Here is a 20,942-nt window from a genome sequence, read left to right on the forward strand (position 1 = left end):
TCTTGATTACAACCTTGTGCGAGGAGCTATAAGATGCCAGATAGAAATCATTTCCAAAAACTGAACTTTAAAGCACACTGGATGCCGTTCAGTGCTAATCGTCATTTTCAACAAGATCCACGTTTGATTGTCTCAGCAGAAGGAAGTTGGCTATTTGATGATCAAGGTCGTCAAATTTATGACAGTTTATCAGGATTATGGACGTGTGGAGCAGGCCATTCACGCGCTGAAATTCGTCAAGCTGTTTCAGATCAACTGGGAACATTGGATTATTCCCCAGGTTTCCAATATGGACACCCTTTGTCATTTAAGTTGGCAGATAAAATTGCCAGCCTTATGCCTGGTAATTTAAATCATGTATTTTTTACTAGTTCAGGTTCAGAAGCTGCCGATACCGCAGTAAAAATGGCTCGTGCTTACTGGCGGATTCAAGGACAACCTGCAAAAACTAAATTTATCGGTCGGGCACGGGGTTATCATGGTGTCAATATCGCAGGAACCAGTCTTGGCGGTATTGGCGGTAATCGCAAAATGTTTGGTCAGTTTATGGATGTTGATCATCTTCCGCATACATTACAACCGAATATGGCTTTTACTAAAGGGATGCCAGCAGCTGGTGGCATTGAACTGGCAGACGAATTACTAAAACTCATTGAATTGCATGATGCCAGTAATATCGCTGCTGTTATTGTCGAACCACTTTCTGGATCTGCCGGCGCTATTATCCCACCACAAGGTTATTTACGACGTTTACAGGAAATCTGTACCCAATACGATATCTTGCTGATTTTTGATGAAGTGATTACTGGTTTCGGACGTCTGGGATGCTGGAGTGGTGCTGAATATTTCGGTGTGACCCCAGATATCCTTACTTTTGCCAAACAAATTACCAACGGTGCAATTCCTCTGGGAGGTGTGATTGCGTCCAGCGAGATCTACGATGCCTTTATGTCACAATCTCTGTCCGAACATATGATTGAATTCAGCCACGGTTATACCTATTCAGGTCATCCGGTTGCTTGTGCAGCGGGATTAGCCTCATTGGAACTGCTGGAAAAAGAAAAGCTGCCTCAACAAGCCGCGGAATTGGCACCGCATTTTGAACAAAAACTACATGCACTAAGGTACTGCCCAAATGTCGTGGATATTCGTAACTGCGGGCTGGTGGGAGCCATTCAAATTGCCCCACGGGATGGAGATGCAGTTGTCCGGCCTTTTGATGCCGGTATTGCATTATGGAAAGCGGGTTTTTATGTCCGTTTTGGTGGTGACACGTTGCAATTCGGTCCCATGTTCAATGCTAAAATTGATGATCTTGATCGTCTGTTCAATGCGGTTGGTGATGTTCTGCACCAAATTCAATAAAGGTCATTATTAACTTATTCTATGGGCGGTATCCTAACCGCCCAAACCCACATCAAAATCATCTAAATATCCAAAACTGGGCATTGGGTCTTCTGCCATGCATGGGGAAATTATGTCTACAGACAGTAGACGAAAGCGTCCTTCTATTCTTGTTGGTGGTTTGTCATCATTTTACCTCTTTAAAACCGAATAGATTTTCATTATGCAAAATAAAAGCTCTATCCTATTGCTGACCTTATCAATCGCAGTTTTTGGTGTTATTACTACCGAAATAGCCGTTATTGGATTATTGCCACAACTTGAAGCGCAATTGCATGTGACACCTACTCAAGTTGGTTTTCTGGTAAGTATTTATGCCATCGTGGTAGCCGTAACGGGGCCATTTGTTACCCTGATACTCTCTGGATATAATAAAAAATACGTTCTTCTTACTATTCTTTTTATATTTGTCATTTCTAACCTTATTTATGCTACGACAGATATCTTTAATTTGATGCTATTATTCAGAATACTTCCAGGGTTGGTACATGCAGTTTTCTTTGCTATTGCTCTTGTGATTGCTGCAAATGCCGTTCCTAAAGAAAAAAGTGCAGGTGCAATAGCAAAGGTTTTTGCTGGAGTTACGGTTGGAATGGTATTGGGAATGCCTATAAGTTCGTTTATAGCAGAGTACCTATCACTTAGTGCGGCATTTTATTTTGGTGCAATTACTTGTGCTCTGGCTTTTGTTGGCATTCTATTATTTGTTCCTTCTCTCCCTGCGACAAAGCACGGTATTAATATTGAACAAATAAATGTTCTACGTAAGAGAAATTTATGGCTGGCGATTTCTACTGTGATATTGACTTTTTCCGCAATGTTCTCAAGCTTCAGTTATATAGCGGATTATCTAGCAAAAATCACTCAGCTAAATAATGATTCTATTGGTATAATTTTAATACTATTTGGTATTTGTGGATTTATAGGAAATTTTGTTTTTAGCAGCTTTTTGCAAAAAAATGCTATGATAACAACTTATACCTATCCTATTTTATTAGTTATTCTCTATATCCAGATCTGGTATCTGGGTTCCTTACCGATAGCAATGTGTGTACTAACGGTTTTCTGGGGTGGGCTGCATTCTGCTGGATTGATGGTCAGTCAAACATGGCTTATGCGAGAAGCCAATGAAGCACCGGAATTTGCCAACAGCCTTTATATTTCTTTCTCGAATTTAGGTATTACTATTGGATCTGTGGTTGGAGGATGGTTTCTTTCACAACTCGGAGTACATGCTATTTTTCTGAGTAGCATCCTCTTTTCTTTAATGGCTTTTTTCAGCATCTATATTAAAAATAATTGACAAAATTAATCCAATAAGCCGCTTTCCGCCATTTCAACCAGAGTATCTACGACATAGCGTATTTTGGGTAACAACTGACGGTTTTGCGGCCATAATGCACTAATTGGGATTTCTATACCTGAATACTCTTGCAATACCTCTCTAAGTTCTCCGCTTTCAAGATATTCTCCCACCATCCACAATGGTAATTGTGCAAACCCACACCCAGCCAAAACAGCCTCCAACATTGCCTCTCCATCAGCAAATTCATAAGTTGCTGGTGGAGTGTAACGTTTTACTCTACTGTTCGTTTCCTTCAATAACCAAGATACAGGCTGGTTCCTGCGAAACCCCACTATACACCGGTGTTGGCTTAATTCTTCGGGAGTTTCTGGTTCATTGTTAAGATATAAATACTTTGGTGCAGCACAAATCACAAGTTTTTGAGTCGTTAACTTACGGGCAACTAGACCACTACTATCAGAAAGTTCACCAATACGTATAGCAAGATCAATGCCTTCATCAATCAAATCAACAAAGCGTTCACTGAATGAAACAGTGAGTGATAATTCAGGGTATTCACGGGCTATGTTTAAAAGAGCAGGAAGTATCCGCTGACGACCAAAAGCGGCCGGTAAATCAATTCGGAGCCGTCCTGAAGGATGGGCAATATGTGAAGTAAGTGCAGATTCAGCTCGTTCAAGAATATCAATGGCGCTTTGACAATTTGTCAGGAAGGCTTCTCCATCAGGTGTCAGGCTCAAACTTCGTGTTGAGCGTTGAAAAAGTTTAACACCTAAGCGATCTTCAAGTCGCCCGACATTTTTACTTACAGCCGATTTTGTCAAACCAAGACGTTCTGCCGCAGCAGTAAAACTCCCTAGTTGTGCTGTTATTACAAACGTTGTTATTCCATTGAAATGATCTATTCTACGCATGCTTAAGAATGTCTATATCAGCTAATGTATTAATAAAGACCCAGCCTATATTATTTATAACTTGGGTCAAGTAAGGAAAATCTCGGGGCGGTTCGATAATATTCAAACCAAGTTCTTTTGCTTTCGAAAAATAGGGGGCAACATCCTCTACAGTATAGATCCTTTACTTTGCAAACTTCCGTGAGCCAGCTACACAAAAAATTATCCCGACAGTGACAACTATCATCAATAGGCTTACTGATTCGCCAAGTAAACTAGCGGATAGGGCGAGGCCAAAAAAAGGTTGTAGTAATTGAAGTTGGCCAACAGCAGCAATGCCTCCTTGCGCTAAGCCACGGTACCAAAAAATAAAACCAATCAACATACTAAATAGGGATACATAGACAAGGCTAATCCATGCAGGAGTACTGACATTCGCAAATGAGTTTGGCATCAATAGAAATGTCAGAATAAACATTATTGGTAATGATATAAGTAACGCCCAACAGATGACTTGCCACCCTCCCAATATACGAGAAAGTTTTGCGCCTTCTGCATAGCCAAGTCCACAAACAAGGACAGCAGCAAGCATTAATACATCTCCGATCAATGAAGCAGATAAGCCTTGTAAAAAGGCAAACCCGATCACCAATAAACTTCCAATGATAGAAAATACCCAAAAAGCGGGGCGAGGGCGTTCTCCACCTCTCCAAACACCAAAAATGGCTGTAGTAAGAGGTAATAAACCAAGAAATACAATTGAGTGTGCCGAAGTGACATACTGAAGAGCTAATGCGGTTAAGAGTGGAAATCCAACAACAACGCCTACGGCAACAATAAATAATGAAAACAGTTGACTGAATTCGGGGCGTTTTTCTTTAAAAACGAAAAGAAGAATGACTGCTAATAAACCCGCAATGGATGCGCGAGCGACCGTTAAAAAAATAGGATCAAAATCCATAACCGCTAATTTTGTTGCAGGTAACGAACCACTGAATATGAGTACACCTAAAAAACCGTTAAACCATCCACTTGTTGAATTGCTTTTATTTTTTTGCAACATGATCATTATTCCCATAATTTAGTTCAGATAAACACCTATCTATGTTATTAAAAATCTTTCCGTAAATATTCTTAATCACCAAATGCTTATTATCGTTGTAATTCATAACATGTTCTGCTCCTTCAATTGCTGCTAGTTTCGCTATCTCATATTGTTGTCTATCACATTCATAATTGCGTAACCAGTTACGAAAGAGAAGATGTCGAATATGTTCTGGGCAATTTTCACCAAATACATGTAAATTTACGCGCGGTAAATCAAGCCTCAGCATTCTATGCTGATACCAAGAAGGTTCCCTTACCCTTAATCGGTAACCTAATTTTTCTAGAGCAGGAATGTAGTCCGCTTCTTGTGTAGGATCAGCAACGATTAAATCGATATCAATAACAGGTTTCGCAGATAAACCAGGCACAGCTGTAGAACCTATATGTTCAATACTAATAATTTTATCTTGAAATTGTTTCTGTATTTTGTTTTTTTCTTCATTGTAAATAGTATTCCATTCTGTATTGTAGGGAACGATAATAATAGGATCTTGTATCTGATTAATACCATCAACCCAAGGGTTTTCATTCGGATTCCCATCACAGAAAGACATAATAAGTGGCTTTAGGGAAATCAATGATTCTGACATATATTGCTCCAATCATAATTTCATAATGTTATCATTTTGTATATTGGTCGAATCATTATATCAATATAAAAAACAGGAAATACTATGACTGATAATAGTACTAGAACCGATCTTTTCTCGCCTGCCAAATTAGGGGAAATTGAACTTGCCAATCGCATTGTTATGGCACCTTTAACACGTAGCCGTACGAATGAGGAGGGTGTCCCAAACGAACTTAATGTTACATATTATGCTCAGCGAGTAAGTGCCGGTTTAATCATTTCAGAAGCAACTAATATTTCAGCACAGGGACGTGGCTATGCCATGACCCCCGGTATCTGGACAGAAGATCAGGTAACAGGATGGAAAAAAATCACCGATGCTATTCACGTTGCTGGTGGAAAGATTGTAATACAATTGTGGCATGTTGGTCGTTTCTCACATGTTGATCTTCAACCTAATAAAGAAGCGCCAGTAGCACCATCTGTTATTAAAACGGATGGTAACGTTTATACTCATCGTGGTGTTGAGAAAGCGTCCATTCCACGTGCACTTAGAACCAACGAAATCCCTGATGTTATAGAGCAATATAAACATGCGGCGGAATGTGCTAAACGGGCAGGGTTCGATGGTGTAGAAATTCATGCTGCTAACAATTATCTATTGGAACAGTTTCTGCGTGATTCCACTAACCATCGCACCGATCAGTATGGTGGTTCAATTGAAAACCGAGCTAGATTAATTCTCGAAATTGTTGAAGCTGTAACCCATATTTGGGGGAGTGGACGGGTTGGCATTAGATTGTCTCCAGTGACAACAGAAGTAGGAGATACTCCGCTTGATAGTAATGTGATGTCAACTTATGGCTATCTGATTCAGCAACTCAATAAATTCAAACTGGCTTATCTCCATTTTGTTGAAGGAACAACAGGAAAAAGCCGTGATATTCCTGAAGGTGTTGATTTGGATAAACTAAGATCATTATTCGATGGGGCTTATATCGGTAACAACAATTATGATCTTGAAATGGCGATTTCCCGTCGTGCGGAAGGTAAGGTAGATGCAGTTGCATTCGGGCGCCCGTTTATATCTAATCCGGATTTGGTGGAACGTTTACGCTACGGGATTGAACTGACTGATATCAATAATGACGCTTATTACGGTAATGGAGCAAAAGGATATACCGACTGGTTAAAGGCGAATTATTAATTTTATCGGCGGCTTAGCTGAATAATTTCAGAAAAAGCAATGGTAAATACAAGGTAATCTTAACTCCTAAAAAAATTGATATAAAAGACAGAAAACTTTTCTGTCTTTTATGGAAAAATCATTCTAATTCGCTAAAATTTTGTTGCCGAATTTTGGTAATGTTCTTATTAATTTTATGGCGTAAATTATTAGCAAATAGGGCTTTATCTTCGTCACTGAGTTTCTGTGAATGTTTTGCAAAAAAGCTATCAGGATCATCAAATAGGCCAAAATCTTGCGTAATTCCTGCACGCTGAATATAGGTATCATTATTACCGTTCCATTCAACCGGTGGGCTTTGTAACTCTTCAATAGCCACACCGTAACCAATAAAAACTCCATTATGATCAGCGTATTTTTTTTGTAATGCCGACAAATAAGGCAAATCAAGAATAACTCCTTCAAAGTTATGCCATTGTCCATCTATATAAGCCTCAACCCAAGTATGGGAAATTTCTTTAGGCATCCGTTCGTATAGCATTCCGTTCATAATTCCTTTTTGTAAGGTTTTATCGATTGTAAAGCCATGCAAACGACAAGGTATTTGAAGTGCGCGCAACAGCGCCATAAATAAGATAGATTTTGTGTTACATTGTCCATAGCCAGATCGTAAGATCGATGACGCAGTTAATGAATCATCTTCATTAAAACCAAATTCAATTTCATCACGGACAAAATTATAAATGGACTTGACTTTTTCATTTTCAGAGAGAGTCCGCCAATGGCGTGATTCCACTAATTGCTGGATGTTCTCAGCCTCAAAATCTAGCAAATGTGTTTTTACTAAATATCTATCCATCATTATTCTCCTAGTGGGTAAATAAAGAACAATGTAAGCAATTTATTCCTCCGTAACTTTCAAAAATTGGCTGACATATTTGGCAAAACTTGGTTTTATTCCCATTAGTTTTCGACATGTGGCAGATAAATGAGAAGGGGAGTCGAATCCACATTGTAGTGCAGCATCAGTGATGCGATTGCCTTGTGAAATCAGCCAAAGGGCGCGCATCAAACGCTGAAAGAGTAGATAGTTTTTTAAACTACTGCCGGTTATATCTGTAAAAAGATGTGATAAGCGGCTTTTAGATAAATAAACAGCTTCTAATAGTGAATCTTGTTGAACAGGAAGTTCATTTGCTAAAGAAATCGTTGTAAGCACCTGTTGAATACGTTGATCACTGATATCATGGGGAAGATAACAATGGTTAATTGCTAAGATAGCAAGTAGTTTTTCCCATTTTTTATTATAATGCGAAACATTTAGTGTTCCATTTTGAAGGTTTCTTGCATTAAAAGATAATGCATCAGAAATGAAGTTAGAAAAACAAGAAAAAGATTTGTTCTCTGGTAGGTACTGGTGCTGTAAACAGTATGCTAGTGAAGAAGTGTGATTAATTAATATTAACCAAAATGGCTGTCGAACTAGAGAAATTGTATGCATTACTTTGCTATTGATTAATATAGCCTTACTGACAATAGAGATCTCTTTAATATTTATAGTTATCGGTTGATGAGTTCGAGATATGATCAGATGTAAGAAAGCATGGCGGTGAGCAGATGTACTTATACTTTCACCTAGCAATGACAAATGATTTTCCGCAACGACTGTGACTGTATTGGTTGACATTTCTTCTCCCTTATCCATTCTGACAATTTCTTCATCACCGTTACTGCCTAAGCAGAGTAGACAGGCGAGATGCTATCTTTCACTTAATATCTGTACCAGTTTTTTTATTATCTTGGTATGGATAAGGTAAGGGCGGATAACGATAATCTTGTCATTAGGCTCATTATTTAACATAATATACATTATGCGAATCAATGATGTAATAGCAAAGTTGTAATGTCCTACTATGTTGCTGGCCGGAGTTCATCATACGAAATAGCGACCTGCTCACGATAAGCAGGTCTCTTAAGAAGGCGTTTATAATATGCCTCAATGTTTGACCCTGAGTACCCGATCTCGTTTGCCCTAAAAACCCTCTTAATTGGCGTTGTATACAAATCACATTCTATTAGATAGAAACTATAACATGTTTACTGTCAACATGTACGTAGTTGTAATAAGTAAGGCTTCATGATCGTTAGGCTCTCAGCTCAACCTCATAAATCTTACGTTTTGCTATCATTTTTATTGGTTTTTCAATAGCTCTGACATCCGTTAGCTCCCAAGCTAACCAACCCGCTTCGTAATACGATGCGCAAGCTGCATCAATATCACTTTCAACAAATGGCCTAACATTTTTAACTTTGACGATTGCGACAGCTTTCCCCATTTCCTCATCACCCTCTTTTAAAAGATAATGTTGGTTCTCAACAATCAACAAGTCTTCATTACAATCAAAGTTTGGTGCCCATTTTCTTATTTCTAACGTCTTTTTTCCTGCCACAATATTTTCACCTGCTGGTGCAACTATAGATATGGCTTTCATCAGTATGATTTTCTCATGTTATTTCTCGTAGAGCCTTCTGTAATTATTTATAATACATGTATAAATTAGAAAACTTCAACTTTGCTAACAAGTAGACATTTCTACTTAGCCTTGACAGCATGTTTAAACCAAATAGCTTAATTATCTATGTCGATAATGTTTCCCTAGGTACTGAGTTTTATAGAAAAATATTAAAATCTGAGCCTTTGGAAACCTATGAGGAATTCTCTGTATTTTGGTGGGTTTGAAATATGCCAGTCTGATGTTTCCCGCAACGATGTCGATTTGATATATCAGGAATGGAAAACTCTTGGCACTGAATTCGAACTCAAGCCAACAGATCTTGAATTCGGCTATACATTTGTAGCAATAGACCCATCGCTTAAGTAGCGAATATTGGTGCTACACCGGTAAACCAGGAGGCACTTGCGTTTTTTGTAGCCTCCTAGCTATGGAAACCACTACTCAAAATGAAACTATATCTGCTGGATTAAGAGTGCTTATTACCCCCAGAGCGCCTTTAATTAATGGGATAGCCATCGGAGAGAGATAGGAACCTAACGGAATCTTCATGTGATCAATGCAGGTTAGCATAGTAAAATCGTGGTTGTGTCCAATGAGATCATCGCTGATGGCTTTGCCAATGCGTACCGTTTGTGCTACCCCATGTCCGCTCCAGCCATGCACCATGTACACAGGTATGCTGTTACTACTTTTACGGGCATCAGTGGCACCGTTCAAGGTCAGATCGCTGATACCGCCCCAAGAATATTCCAGTTCAGGTTGCTCCAAATGTGGGAACACGGTTCTGATACGATCAAGTAAGTAGTTGTTCACATCACGCGGTGACCAGGAGTTACCTGTACCCTGCCCACCAAATAACAGACGGTTACCACGCACCGCGCGATAATAATCTATTTGTAATTGTGTATCGTAGACCGGCAGATCTGACGGAATAAGCTCTTTGATATCCACCAGCAACGGGGAAGTTACCGCCACATAGGTGAAAAAAGGCACAGTCGTAGAGGAGCCTGAGATAAACTCATCGGTGGAGCCGTGCACCCCCAGTACCACAGCTTTATTCGCTCTGATAATTCCCCATTCAGTTTCTATGATCGTGTCGTTGGTATCTTGCCTAATGCCCTTTACTTTTGTATTGTCATACACTTGCCCTCCCAGTCCGACAAAGCCATAAATTAGGCCTCGCAGCAACGCCAGAGGCTGAACCTGTCCACCGATGCTATCGATATTGGCACCATAGTAGATACTCGAACGCACATACTCTTGCAATTCATGTGACCCAATAACCTTCACCGCCCTATCTCCCAGTTGGCGCCTGGCATCAGCATTAGCTACCAATGGCCCCATATGACCTGGATGTATCGCTGCAGTGATGTGACCATACTTGCGGTCACACTCAAAACCGTAACGTTCGCGGAGTTCATCCACAAGATCCATCGCTTCAATTGATGCAAAGCGCCATAAACGCTTAGCCTCATCTGGTGAAAATTTTTCCTGTATGTTTTCAGCTGCCCAGCGAGCAATGCCAGGGGTCATCTGCCCTCCATTACGACCAGAAGCTCCTGAACCAATGTGATCTTTTTCAACCAAAATTACATCTACACCCGCTTCAGCAAGATGCAGCGCAGTGGAAGCCCCCAACAACCCGCCGCCAATAACTACAACTTCGCAGCTTTGGTCTCTGGAAAGGTTCCCAAAAGCCGGCCAATTGGCCAAGGAGGCTTCATAGTAGTTAGCTGGGTTTTCAGCCACGCTTCTATGCCAGTTCCATATGCGGGGATCTAACCCCAATCGGCTGGTTCTGTACTGTGCATCTTGCAACAGAGACGGCCGGAGTTGGTTAATATTGATGGCCGGATCATCAATCGCAGTTAAAGTCCCTGCGAGCAGAGATGTAACGGGAAATATGGATGAAAGTACTCCTGCCCCTGCAAAGGTCGCGGCAGTAGAGATAAAATCTCTTCTGTTCATTGCCATTTCAGCACTCCTTTATGACCGGAAATTACCGCTAGCAGACGGTGGATTTCCTTATGCCTGTGAGTGAATCCTAGTATTTGAACTATATTTATTGCTACAAGACTGCCCTTTCAAAGAAGCGAGAATCAATAAAATAACAGTGCCGACAAACGGAATAAGATGTAACAGTAACCACCAGGTACTACAGTTGATATCATGTAGACGGCGAGCATTCACCGCCAGTGCCGGCAAAAAGGTCATCAGTAGATAGATAAAACTGAACCACCCCATATAAATTTCGGGGTTGGCAACCGCAAACAGTCTTTCCAAGAAAGAAATAATGAGAATAGCGAGGATCTGAAATAGAAAGAAATACCAGAACTCCTTACGCTGAGCTTGCCCTCGGAAACAGGTATAATTCTTTAACACATTTAAATACCAGTGCATTGTTGCCCTCCAGTACATGTCCTCCCCTGCCGCTACGAGCATATATCCCTTATTTGTCTCTGTTTAAGCGGCAGAATAACCCATATTACTTTTCCTCTTTATAGTTCAGTGAGATCGAGCAATACAGATTTCAGAATGTTGAGCGCCTCATCAAAAACTTCATTTTGTATGGTCAATGGTGGAAGGAAGCGGATAACGTTGCCATGTACACCGCACGTCAATAGAATTAGGCCACGCTCTAGCGCTTTCTGACGCACTGCGTTGGTGAAGCCAGCATCGGGCTCCTGACTGTTCGTACGGTTAAATTCCACCGCAATCATCAGCCCAAGTCCGCGCACATCAGCTATCTGCGGAACACGCGGCTGTAGTTCATGCAGACATTTTTTTAGCTGCTCCCCCAGTTGTGTAGCACGCTCAGCCAGCTTTTCTTCTTCGATCACATCCAGAACCGCATGACTAGCTGCAATCGCTACCGGGTTACCTCCATAGGTTCCTCCCAAACCACCAGGTACGACAGCATCCATCAGCTCTGATCGCCCCGTTACAGCCGCCAGTGGAAATCCCCCTGCCAGCCCTTTCGCCATCGTGGTCAAGTCGGCCACAACCTCATGATGTTCCATAGCAAACAGTTTACCCGTACGTGCGAAACCCGTCTGAATCTCATCGGCAATGAGTAAGATACCGTAGTGATCTGCAATTTCGCGTAAGGATTTGAGTAGTTCGGGAGGTGCAGGATAGAAACCACCTTCTCCCTGTACTGGTTCGATGATAATGGCAGCGATGCGCGTAGGCTCAATATCGGTTTTGAAGAGATTATCCAGCGCATTTAGTGTCTGTTCTACGCTGATACCGTGCAGTCCTACCGGAAACGGGATACGGTAAACGTCACTAACCAGTGGGCCAAACCCCATTTTGTACGGTGTAACTTTGCCAGTTAATGACATACCGAGAAAGGTACGGCCATGAAAAGCCCCGCTGAAAGCCAATACGCCACTGCGTCCGGTAGCGGCACGTGCGATCTTCACGGCATTTTCTACTGCCTCAGCCCCAGTAGTCACAAAGACAGTCTTTTTCGCAAAATTTCCCGGCACCAGACGGTTCAGTCGTTCAGCTAGCGCTACATAATTTTCATAAGGCACTACTTGATGACAGGTGTGGGTAAATTGCTCCAATTGTTCTCTGGCTGCGGCAATGACGCGCGGGTGACGATGGCCAGTATTTACTACTGCAATACCGGCGGCAAAATCAATATAGCGTTGTCCTTGGGAATCCCAAATCTCAGCATTTTCTGCGCGTTCAACATAGACTTGTGTGGTTACTCCTACGCCTTTTGCGATAGCCGCATTACGCCTTTTAGCTAACATAGATTCAGTCATAAATAAAATCTCCTAAGCAATCTGAACAAGTGGGCTTTAGCAGATAAATGCCTTGGGTGATTCAGGTAGGATCACCAAACGCAGTGAGGGTATTTCACCATCGGTCGACTGGCTAATGTCTTGGTTTTTCAATAGCGAACCTGAACGGACTCCTGGTACTGTTGAAGTTACGACACGCGCATCGTCATTAATAATTAATGCTGGCTTACCGATAGCACTCAGAATCGGCAGAAGTAACCGATCCAACGTCGAGACGAGAATATCTACTGCTGCCACACCGGCAAATTTTTCTCCAATAAGTACCGGATGGGCTACCGTAATCGTGTAGGCACCGTTACAGACATAATCCACATAAGGGCCGTCGATAACGGGAAGATGACGACTGGCAGGTTGCCGGAACCATTCAAACAATCGGAAATCCAAACGCCTACGCTGTTCCTGATTATTCTCCAGCTGCGCATACTGAATAGTATTTCCTTCCTGACGCCACCACTCCAGCGTCCAGTAATCGTCGTTTTCCTTTCCAACCGCCTTTGTTACTGCATAACTGGCAAATCCCGCCCCGTTACACCAGATATTGTTACGAAGTACATCATGAATATGTTTTTGCAATGCGCTGCGTTGCTTCTGCTCCAAGCGAACACCTTCCGTACGATATAGCGGCAACTCTAATAAAACACGGGTTGTCTTATCCGCTAAAGTTGCAGTGGCTTGCTGCGCTGCGACTAAGATATCGTTCAAGATACCCCTGGCGCGCTCTATGTGTATGTTGTTATACATATGTCCTCCTTTCCTGAGATGAATACAATCGCATTACTCTCGATCAAATCTCTGCAAGAATGACGCATCAGTATCCATACGCAATTTGCATTCAAGCAGGTGGTCAGTAATTCGAGTAATCATCTTCTGTGCCAATTGGTAACAGGCAAGATCATCTCCCTTATACAGAGCGGCTAAGAGTGTACGCCAGGCGGCGGCAACCTCGCTATGAATGGCATCTTCCCTGTACAAAAGCACCAGTAAAGGCGTCCATTCGGCCTGAATCTCCAACTCCTGATTAGCAAGCCTAGCCGACTGAGCCTGAGATGCCAGAGTTAGCAGACAGCGCATATCTGTCTGTATTCGGGTATCTGGCTGCGTCGCGGCCACAAAGCTGTCAATCAGTTGCCCAAGCCTTATTAGTTCACCTGGCATTGAACGCTGAGCCGCAAGTCTCGCGCTATGGCCAATCACTGCACAGTGAAACTCGCTAAAATCCGCCAGTTCGCCTGAAGCCATAAGCCGCAATGGGTGATATTTCTGCATTGTCTCAACGGAAACCTGGCACACAAAACTACCGCCATGACGTCCGCGCCGAGTATCGATCAACTGCCTAGCACGCAGCGTGTTCAGGGCATCACGAACAGTTACCGGTGATACACCCAACAGCCGCGATAACTCGTTTTCGTTAGGTAACTGCTCATCAGTCTGTAATATCCCGGAGATGATCGCGTTACTTAAACGTTCCACAACCTGTTCGGTTCTGGTAGCCTGATCTAGCGGTGCATAGACGATAGAATATGCCGTCATTCTCTAATTCCTGATTGAAATAATGCGGGATAAAACTAAAAAATGCCGTGGTGATGCAGTGCTTGTGCATCCTCTGGTACCGGTGCGATAGCATCCCAAAGCTCAGCAATTTTGCCATTCTCGACACGCCATAGTTCGAAATAGCTATGGCGTGCTCCGGCAATGCTCCCCTCTGAGTGAGTTAGAACAAACTGACCGTCAGCTACAGTACGGTGAATTTTTGTATAATGAAGACCTTGCCCTTCATCTTTAAGTTGCTTAAGAAACGCAATAACTGCAGCCGTGCCATCAGAAATATCGGGACTGTGCTGGCGAAACAGCTCACCATTGGTGTAATTTCCGAATTCGTCATAGTGTTCTTCGATCAAGGTTCGGGTGAAAAAATTAACCACTAGTTCACGATTCTTCTCCTTGTCATGGCTATGTCCCGTTTCAGTCGGACCATCTAACTGTGTTCGGCCGCTGGCATTAGGCGCGGACTGTGGTACTAAGCCGTCCCAGTGCTCCACGATTAAGCCATCGGTAACTCGGTACAGATCGAAACCGACCAATGGTTGATCGTCTAATCCCGTAAAACGGCCGTGGATAGCAACCAGATCACCGTCTTCTAGTACGCGAAATGATTCATGGTGCAGTTCAGGATGTGACTGGACTAACTCACGTAGTCCGATAAGGCCGTCTTTGACTAGTGGAGAATGTTCAATGAAATTCGGTGCAAAATAACGTTCAAGTGCCCCCACATCACGGTCAGTAAACAGCTCGTGGTGCGCACGTGATACCAAGTCGCGCGAAGATATATTTTGATTCATTATGGGTGCCCTTGTATTAATCGTTGGAACTCATTACGTGTTTAATACGTGTATATTCTTCGAAACCATAAGCTGACAAGTCCTTACCATATCCTGAGTTTTTGAATCCACCATGTGGTGCCTCTGCTGTAAGGGGAATATGGGTGTTAATCCAGACTGTTCCAAAATCAAGCTCGCGGGACAGGCGTAACGCGCGGCCATGATCGCGGGTCCAGACACTGGAAGCCAATCCGTATTTCACATCATTAGCTTTCTCAATAGCTTCCTGTTCTGTCAGGAACTTTTGTACTGTGATAACAGGACCAAAAATCTCGGTTTGAACCACTTCATCATATTGCTCCAGGCCAGTAATCACTGTAGGTTCAAAATAATATCCTGAACGATTGGCTTGACGCCCCCCTGTTTCAATACGGGCATGAGCGGGCAGACGTGCAATAAATCCTTTGACCTGTTCCAGCTGGCGAACATTATTAAGCGGCCCATACAGCGCCTCTTTATCTTCTGGATCACCAAAACGGGTAGCTTTAGCTGCCGCTACTAATTTAGTAACGAAAATATCGTGAACAGATTCATGCACCAGTACACGTGAAGCCGCCGTGCAGTCTTGGCCAGCGTTAAAGTACCCCGCAGTAGCGATGGTCTCTACTGCTTTGTCGATATCCGCATCAGAAAAAACGACCACCGGTGCTTTACCACCGAGTTCCAGATGTGCCTTGGTGAGATTAGTTGCCGCCGACGAAGCAACCTGAGAACCTGCCCGAGTGGAACCAGTGATAGAAACCATAGCAGGCGTTTTGTGTGAAACGACCAGAGTGCCAGCGCTTGCATTACCTAATACCACGTTGAAAGCGCCGGCAGGGAAAAACGGTGCGGACAGTTCAGCCAGTAACAACGTACTTTCCGGTGTAGTATCACTTGGTTTAAGCACGACAGTATTACCTGCCGCAAGTGCAGGCGCTATCTTCCACACCGCCATCATCAATGGATAGTTCCATGGGGTAACCTGTCCCACTACACCTAGTGGTTCACGTCGAATACTGGTAGTCATATCAGGGAGATATTCAGCTGTAGCTCTACCTTCCAAAAAACGAGCTGCACCGGCGAAGAAGCGAATATGATCCACAGATGTTGCAACCTCTTCGGAAGCAATCAAGTGCTTGAGCTGTCCTGTATTACGACTTTGCAATTCAATCAGATGTTCAGCGTTTTTTTCTATCGTATCAGCCAGCGCCAACAACGCCTGCTGACGTGCTGAGGGTGTGCTGCGTCCCCATATTTTAAATGCCTCTTTAGCCGATGAATAAGCATTATCAACATCCGCTGTAGTTGCGTTGGGAGAACGCGCATATGATTCACCTGTGACCGGGCTTACCAGATCAAAATATTCGGAACCTTTAGACTCAATATATTGACCATTAATGAAGTGCTTGAGTGTTGGTATCGGCATAATTGACTCCTCTCCTTATGGATTGAAAGTATAAAATATAAACTATGATTTAATATATTTATCGGTTTCATTTTAGTCAAATTCGTATCAAAAATGTAAAAAAGCAGATAATTTAGATACATAAATGTAACTTTTAATGTTTTCATCAGAAAAAATATTCAAATCTGTGAGGGGGATCGAAGATTTAATATACTTGCGAACTTTATTAATTCTTAAGAGGATAATTTCTTGGTTCTAGATTGGCATCAACTCGATAAAACATGTCATGTTTTTATTATTTTATACATTTGTGACATATGTCACTGACAGATATATATAATATACTACCTTACTACCCATAATTTATATTATATAGACTTATATTTAATTAGTTATATACCAATCCAACTGCAAGTTGCAGCTTGAAAATCAATGTGATTATTTATATCTCCCCGCTACGCGGGGAGATATAAGACGTATCTTGAAAGGCGATTAGTATATAGACCATCCCAGATAAATTAGGTGGAATTGTGTTTATTAACAAACGAAACCAACAATATACCAATGATTGATGTAGAAAATAATATTTTTTATACGGTTCACAAGTTGACTTATTGATCACTGTCATTGATGATGAATTAATTTCATTAGTAAATGAAAGGTAACATGTCGCTGGTGGTATGACTAAATTAATTAGAATCAACGATAACTCTCTATAAATAATATCAACTAAAGTTGAGGTTTTAAAATGTTAATCTGAATATATGAAGAGCGGCGCCCTGCTTTCCTGCATGGTTATGCATTTAAATAGATATTCTTATAAATTGTTAGATTGATAACTTAACAGCGATCAGTATATGAAATACATTCTATTCCTTTATTCTTTTATACGTAAACAAAAAACAGCGTTGGTGTTAGCTATTGTTTTCACGGTAGTAGCCGCTTTAGCGGAGGTTTTATTTCCATTTTTAGTCCAGGAATTAGTCAATACTCTATTAAAGGATAAGTTAATTCTTTTTTTCTCATTTAATGAATTAATTATGTCTCTAATTGCAGTATCATTATTGATTGTTATCAGCCACGCCATTATTATTTGGATGCAAACAATTAATGCATCAGAATTAAGTTATAATATGAGGAAATCGTTAGTCGATTCTTTCCTCTCTTTTCCTTATCATATCACCAGAAAATTTCATTCAGCGAATCTGGCATTCAGAATAAAAAACGATACTTATCTTGTATCGGATAGAGTTAGAGATCTATATAGCGAATTTCTCTATGATACGCTATCAATAATCGGGCCATTTATTGCCATGGCCTTGATTGATATTAAATTGGCTATTTTGGCATTTATGATAGTTTGTTTGACTACTTTAATCAGCAAACCAATTACTAACCGAGTGGCTGTTTATGAAAGAATTCTGCAAATTTATAACTCACGATTAACTGGTGTTATCCAAGAATCTCTTTCTTGGATCAAATCTGTCAAGATTTTCAATTCTGAAGAGTCGGAGAAAAAGAGAATTAATGATGCTAATACTAAAGTGAAAAATGTTGAGAGGATCACAGGGCTGTTCATGTCCTTATCTATTCCTCTTGGCTTTTTTGCACAGTTAGCATCGACAATTGCCGTACTTTGGTATGGGGGTTTACTATTAATGGATGGGACGATCAACCCCGGTAATTTTGTTGCTGCATTTACCTATGAGCAATTAATGTCTGATTCCATTAAGAGATACAGTCTTCATTTAAATAAGTTTGCTTCACTCAAGTCGTTGTTGGATAGGGTTTTCGAATTGTTGGCAACATACCAACCAAACAATCGCAAACAAAGCCAACCAATGGGCAATTGTAGAACTCATGCTATTGATATCAACATTAAGAAATTCTCCTATAACGACAGAGAAACTTTATTCAGAGATATGGATATCTCTATACAAAAAGGAGAACGAGTTCTTATTGTTGGCGATAATGGTCAAGGCAAAAGTACAATATTCGACATTGTGACTGGCTTAACACCATTAAACGAAGGCTATGTCTCAATTTTTGGCGAAGTTCTGGATAACCCCGATTCTCAGCGTTGGTTACAAAAATTTGGAGTGATGTCACAACAGACTCAGATTATAAAAGGCACGTTATACGATAATCTGCACATTGCTAATACAGAATCAACCAGGGAAGAGATGATTTCTGCATTGATTAAAGCGGGTGGTAATGAACTGTTGGGCAAATTGAAAGATGGTCTGGATTCATACATTGACGAAAAAGGCTCTTCCTTATCAGGCGGTGAAAGGCAGGTTATTGGATTAGCACGTTTGTACCTCAAGACGCCAGAAATACTGCTATTTGATGAACCGACTACCTATCTGGACAACAGTAAAATAAATAGCTTTGCAGAATCATTGGACAATATCGTTCGTGGTAAAACAGTACTCATGATAAGCCATGATCCACGTATATTTAAATTGGCTGAGCGAGTTATCCGAATCGACAAAGGAAAAATTGCATTTGATGGCTCTTTACAGGAATATATGGGCAAGCAAGAGAAAACTGATTACTGACTTTTTAAGCCCGCATTTTGCGGGCTATTTAACTTTGACTAATGAAAAACGACTTTTTCTATTAATACGAGCATTACGATAGTTATTCACAGATAAGAGGATAGTTATGATTGTTTTTGTAACAGGTGCAACTTCTGGTTTTGGTGAAGCAATTGCAAGAAAATTTCTTAAACATGGTTCCATCGTCATTGCAACGGGACGACGTGAGGACAGATTGGATAAGTTGAAAAAAGAATTGGGCGAAAACTTTCACCCTATCCAACTTGATGTGAGAGATCGCACTGCAATCGAGCAAACTATTCAACAACTACCAGATAACTTACGTAATATAGACGTTCTTGTGAATAACGCAGGGCTTGCGTTAGGGTTAGAACCTGCTCACCAAGCTAACTCTGATGACTGGGAAACAATGATTGATACTAATACTAAAGGATTAGTGAACATGACGCGGGCTTTGTTGCCTAATATGGTACAAGCCAATCGTGGCCATATTATTAATATTGGTTCCACCGCAGCAAATTGGCCCTATGCAGGCGGTAACGTATATGGTGCTACTAAAGCCTTTGTTAAACAATTTAGTTTAGGGTTGAGGGCTGACTTGCATGGAAAGAATATTCGAGTCACCGATATTGAACCAGGTCTGGTTGGAGGAACTGAATTTTCTCATGTTCGTTTTAAAGGCAATCAGGAAAAAGTCGATAAAACTTATGCCGGTACTGATGCATTGACAGCAGACGATGTTGCAGAAGCGGTATTTTGGGTTGCTAACCTACCTTCTCACGTCAATATTAATATATTGGAAATGATGCCAGTTTGTCAGTCATTCGCTGGTTTAAGCGTATATAGGGACTAATAGTTTTGGTGTTACGTTAAATGGCCTAATCTTATAATCATAGTAAATAACACTATGAAAGAGGTTCCAACATGAACATTCGTTCTTTAATTGTTAAAAGTCTGTCTGCTATTGTTCTGGTGTTTTCCTTTTTCTGGCTAACCCCTGCTTTTTCCACGCCATGTACGTCAGAAAGCACATGTGTCACCATCAATGGTGAAGAAACTTCCTTGAGCAAAGAAATGACTCGCCAAAGCAAAGAAGAATGGAATGAACAAAGAAGATTGCGCCAGAAAGTAGACAAGCGTAAAGAGAAAGAGTTTGATAAGTATGAAATGGAAGCTGATAATCGTGAAGCTTGTTTGAAAAGTACCAATATTAATGCGTATTGGGAACCGAGCACAAAACGTTGTCTGGATATCAATACAGGTCACCAGATTAAACCTTAATAAAATCAATACCGACATCAAAATAAGGAGATGATGGTGAAAAAGATCCTACTGACTGGAGCTTTGTTTTTTGCGCTTTCTCCTTTTGCAGTGCAAGCTCAAGTTTCACAAAAGTTAACATGTGAAAGCCTGAAAGAAGAAATTGCGCAGAAAATTAGCCAAAATGGTGTTTCAAAAACGGATTTCAGACTTGACTTAGTCCCTAGTGATCAAGTTACTGAAAACAATACTACAAGTGGGAAAGTGGTTGGTCATTGTGATCGCGGTAAACAAAAAATAGTTTATATCCGTCTCTCTCACACTGACGCGGCTGGCACAATTCCAACCAAAACGCCAAGTGACAAAAAAAGCCAAGGGTAAACGTTTTTTCTGACTTTTGGAAAAGGGAGCATAATTTGCTCCCTTTTTATTCATAACTGAAAATCACTCCTTGTGAAGTGAAAGTGACCAGCAACAGGTTTTGGCTCTGCCTTATTAGCCTTTAGATTTTAAAGTAACAGAGGTGGTAACAACTTGTTTTTAGGGATTTTTATTCTC

The 20,942-nt window shown here is 41.2% G+C and carries 20 protein-coding genes; 7 read left to right on the plus strand and 13 right to left on the minus strand.

Annotated elements, in window-relative coordinates; all coding sequences use genetic code 11:
- Positions 1-33: 33 nt before the first annotated feature.
- Positions 34-1,365, plus strand: a complete 1,332-nt coding sequence (locus tag WDV74_RS08740) for an aspartate aminotransferase family protein (RefSeq protein WP_338882305.1) — start codon at positions 34-36, stop codon at positions 1,363-1,365.
- A gap of 202 nt (positions 1,366-1,567) precedes the next feature.
- Entirely contained in the window at positions 1,568-2,707 is a 1,140-nt protein-coding gene (locus WDV74_RS08745) for an MFS transporter (RefSeq protein WP_338882307.1), read from the plus strand.
- A 5-nt stretch (positions 2,708-2,712) separates the two neighbouring features.
- Here WDV74_RS08745 and WDV74_RS08750 read toward each other — a convergent pair whose 3' ends face one another.
- The 3 genes from WDV74_RS08750 to WDV74_RS08760 all read right to left on the minus strand — a co-directional run bounded on the left by WDV74_RS08750 (position 2,713) and on the right by WDV74_RS08760 (position 5,300).
- Positions 2,713-3,624: a LysR family transcriptional regulator gene (locus WDV74_RS08750; protein WP_338882308.1), complete on the minus strand. Its 912-nt coding sequence runs from the start codon at positions 3,622-3,624 to the stop codon at positions 2,713-2,715.
- 163 nt (positions 3,625-3,787) lie between these two features.
- Positions 3,788-4,666, minus strand: coding sequence for a DMT family transporter (locus WDV74_RS08755; protein ID WP_338882309.1), 879 nt, complete (start codon positions 4,664-4,666; stop codon positions 3,788-3,790).
- Positions 4,650-5,300, minus strand: coding sequence for a GrpB family protein (locus tag WDV74_RS08760; RefSeq protein WP_338882310.1), 651 nt, complete (start codon positions 5,298-5,300; stop codon positions 4,650-4,652). Before WDV74_RS08760 ends, WDV74_RS08755 begins: the two co-directional genes overlap by 17 nt.
- Positions 5,301-5,384: 84 nt before the next feature.
- Here WDV74_RS08760 and WDV74_RS08765 point away from each other — a divergent pair, with 84 nt between their 5' ends.
- Positions 5,385-6,488: an alkene reductase gene (locus tag WDV74_RS08765; RefSeq protein ID WP_338882311.1), complete on the plus strand. Its 1,104-nt coding sequence runs from the start codon at positions 5,385-5,387 to the stop codon at positions 6,486-6,488.
- A gap of 118 nt (positions 6,489-6,606) precedes the next feature.
- On the opposite strand, the gene WDV74_RS08770 is transcribed toward WDV74_RS08765, so the two are convergent.
- The 10 genes from WDV74_RS08770 to WDV74_RS08815 form a co-directional block, all read right to left on the minus strand.
- Positions 6,607-7,329, minus strand: coding sequence for a transglutaminase family protein (locus tag WDV74_RS08770; protein ID WP_338882312.1), 723 nt, complete (start codon positions 7,327-7,329; stop codon positions 6,607-6,609).
- Positions 7,330-7,368: 39 nt separating this feature from the next.
- Complete coding sequence (locus tag WDV74_RS08775; RefSeq protein WP_338882313.1) at positions 7,369-8,172, minus strand: helix-turn-helix transcriptional regulator; 804 nt, start codon at positions 8,170-8,172, stop codon at positions 7,369-7,371.
- A 439-nt stretch (positions 8,173-8,611) separates the two neighbouring features.
- Entirely contained in the window at positions 8,612-8,959 is a 348-nt protein-coding gene (locus tag WDV74_RS08780; RefSeq protein WP_338882314.1) for an ASCH domain-containing protein, read from the minus strand.
- Between the two features lie 465 nt (positions 8,960-9,424).
- A complete protein-coding gene (locus WDV74_RS08785) occupies positions 9,425-10,957 on the minus strand; it encodes an FAD-dependent oxidoreductase (RefSeq protein WP_338882317.1) in 1,533 nt (510 codons plus the stop codon).
- Positions 10,958-11,008: 51 nt separating this feature from the next.
- Positions 11,009-11,401 carry a DUF805 domain-containing protein gene (locus tag WDV74_RS08790; RefSeq protein ID WP_338882318.1) on the minus strand — a complete coding sequence of 131 codons (393 nt, stop codon included), beginning with the start codon at positions 11,399-11,401 and terminating at the stop codon, positions 11,009-11,011.
- Between the two features lie 80 nt (positions 11,402-11,481).
- Positions 11,482-12,759 carry a 4-aminobutyrate--2-oxoglutarate transaminase gene (locus WDV74_RS08795; protein ID WP_338882320.1) on the minus strand — a complete coding sequence of 426 codons (1,278 nt, stop codon included), beginning with the start codon at positions 12,757-12,759 and terminating at the stop codon, positions 11,482-11,484.
- A gap of 36 nt (positions 12,760-12,795) precedes the next feature.
- On the minus strand, positions 12,796-13,539 hold the full coding sequence (locus tag WDV74_RS08800; protein ID WP_338882321.1) for a cache domain-containing protein: 744 nt from the start codon (positions 13,537-13,539) through the stop codon (positions 12,796-12,798).
- A gap of 33 nt (positions 13,540-13,572) precedes the next feature.
- A complete protein-coding gene (locus WDV74_RS08805; RefSeq protein WP_338882322.1) occupies positions 13,573-14,328 on the minus strand; it encodes a GntR family transcriptional regulator in 756 nt (251 codons plus the stop codon).
- 35 nt (positions 14,329-14,363) lie between these two features.
- On the minus strand, positions 14,364-15,137 hold the full coding sequence (locus WDV74_RS08810; RefSeq protein ID WP_338882323.1) for a nuclear transport factor 2 family protein: 774 nt from the start codon (positions 15,135-15,137) through the stop codon (positions 14,364-14,366).
- Positions 15,138-15,153: 16 nt separating this feature from the next.
- Entirely contained in the window at positions 15,154-16,584 is a 1,431-nt protein-coding gene (locus tag WDV74_RS08815; RefSeq protein WP_338882325.1) for a gamma-aminobutyraldehyde dehydrogenase, read from the minus strand.
- An 836-nt stretch (positions 16,585-17,420) separates the two neighbouring features.
- On the opposite strand from WDV74_RS08815, the gene WDV74_RS08820 reads away from it, so the two are divergent.
- From WDV74_RS08820 to WDV74_RS08835, 4 genes are all read left to right on the plus strand, one after another.
- Positions 17,421-19,124 carry an ABC transporter ATP-binding protein gene (locus WDV74_RS08820; protein ID WP_338882326.1) on the plus strand — a complete coding sequence of 568 codons (1,704 nt, stop codon included), beginning with the start codon at positions 17,421-17,423 and terminating at the stop codon, positions 19,122-19,124.
- 106 nt (positions 19,125-19,230) lie between these two features.
- Complete coding sequence (gene ydfG / locus WDV74_RS08825) at positions 19,231-19,977, plus strand: bifunctional NADP-dependent 3-hydroxy acid dehydrogenase/3-hydroxypropionate dehydrogenase YdfG (RefSeq protein ID WP_338882327.1); 747 nt, start codon at positions 19,231-19,233, stop codon at positions 19,975-19,977.
- Positions 19,978-20,048: 71 nt separating this feature from the next.
- Complete coding sequence (locus tag WDV74_RS08830) at positions 20,049-20,405, plus strand: DUF1283 family protein (RefSeq protein WP_338882329.1); 357 nt, start codon at positions 20,049-20,051, stop codon at positions 20,403-20,405.
- A 33-nt stretch (positions 20,406-20,438) separates the two neighbouring features.
- Entirely contained in the window at positions 20,439-20,765 is a 327-nt protein-coding gene (locus WDV74_RS08835) for a DUF1161 domain-containing protein (protein WP_338885564.1), read from the plus strand.
- The last annotated feature ends 177 nt before the right edge of the window (positions 20,766-20,942 follow it).

The sequence above is a fragment of the Xenorhabdus sp. TH1 genome (assembly GCF_037260955.1).
GTDB lineage: Bacteria > Pseudomonadota > Gammaproteobacteria > Enterobacterales > Enterobacteriaceae > Xenorhabdus > Xenorhabdus griffiniae.

Excerpts from the sequence above, each read along its gene's own strand:
- WDV74_RS08740 (WP_338882305.1), top strand. The coding sequence starts at position 34 with ATGCCAGATAGAAATCATTTCCAAAAACTGAACTTTAAAGCACACTGG.
- WDV74_RS08745 (WP_338882307.1), top strand. The coding sequence starts at position 1,568 with ATGCAAAATAAAAGCTCTATCCTATTGCTGACCTTATCAATCGCAGTT.
- WDV74_RS08750 (WP_338882308.1), bottom strand. The coding sequence starts at position 3,624 with ATGCGTAGAATAGATCATTTCAATGGAATAACAACGTTTGTAATAACA.
- WDV74_RS08755 (WP_338882309.1), bottom strand. The coding sequence starts at position 4,666 with ATGTTGCAAAAAAATAAAAGCAATTCAACAAGTGGATGGTTTAACGGT.
- WDV74_RS08760 (WP_338882310.1), bottom strand. The coding sequence starts at position 5,300 with ATGTCAGAATCATTGATTTCCCTAAAGCCACTTATTATGTCTTTCTGT.
- WDV74_RS08765 (WP_338882311.1), top strand. The coding sequence starts at position 5,385 with ATGACTGATAATAGTACTAGAACCGATCTTTTCTCGCCTGCCAAATTA.
- WDV74_RS08770 (WP_338882312.1), bottom strand. The coding sequence starts at position 7,329 with ATGATGGATAGATATTTAGTAAAAACACATTTGCTAGATTTTGAGGCT.
- WDV74_RS08775 (WP_338882313.1), bottom strand. The coding sequence starts at position 8,172 with ATGGATAAGGGAGAAGAAATGTCAACCAATACAGTCACAGTCGTTGCG.
- WDV74_RS08780 (WP_338882314.1), bottom strand. The coding sequence starts at position 8,959 with ATGAAAGCCATATCTATAGTTGCACCAGCAGGTGAAAATATTGTGGCA.
- WDV74_RS08785 (WP_338882317.1), bottom strand. The coding sequence starts at position 10,957 with ATGGCAATGAACAGAAGAGATTTTATCTCTACTGCCGCGACCTTTGCA.
- WDV74_RS08790 (WP_338882318.1), bottom strand. The coding sequence starts at position 11,401 with ATGTACTGGAGGGCAACAATGCACTGGTATTTAAATGTGTTAAAGAAT.
- WDV74_RS08795 (WP_338882320.1), bottom strand. The coding sequence starts at position 12,759 with ATGACTGAATCTATGTTAGCTAAAAGGCGTAATGCGGCTATCGCAAAA.
- WDV74_RS08800 (WP_338882321.1), bottom strand. The coding sequence starts at position 13,539 with ATGTATAACAACATACACATAGAGCGCGCCAGGGGTATCTTGAACGAT.
- WDV74_RS08805 (WP_338882322.1), bottom strand. The coding sequence starts at position 14,328 with ATGACGGCATATTCTATCGTCTATGCACCGCTAGATCAGGCTACCAGA.
- WDV74_RS08810 (WP_338882323.1), bottom strand. The coding sequence starts at position 15,137 with ATGAATCAAAATATATCTTCGCGCGACTTGGTATCACGTGCGCACCAC.
- WDV74_RS08815 (WP_338882325.1), bottom strand. The coding sequence starts at position 16,584 with ATGCCGATACCAACACTCAAGCACTTCATTAATGGTCAATATATTGAG.
- WDV74_RS08820 (WP_338882326.1), top strand. The coding sequence starts at position 17,421 with ATGAAATACATTCTATTCCTTTATTCTTTTATACGTAAACAAAAAACA.
- ydfG (WP_338882327.1), top strand. The coding sequence starts at position 19,231 with ATGATTGTTTTTGTAACAGGTGCAACTTCTGGTTTTGGTGAAGCAATT.
- WDV74_RS08830 (WP_338882329.1), top strand. The coding sequence starts at position 20,049 with ATGAACATTCGTTCTTTAATTGTTAAAAGTCTGTCTGCTATTGTTCTG.
- WDV74_RS08835 (WP_338885564.1), top strand. The coding sequence starts at position 20,439 with ATGGTGAAAAAGATCCTACTGACTGGAGCTTTGTTTTTTGCGCTTTCT.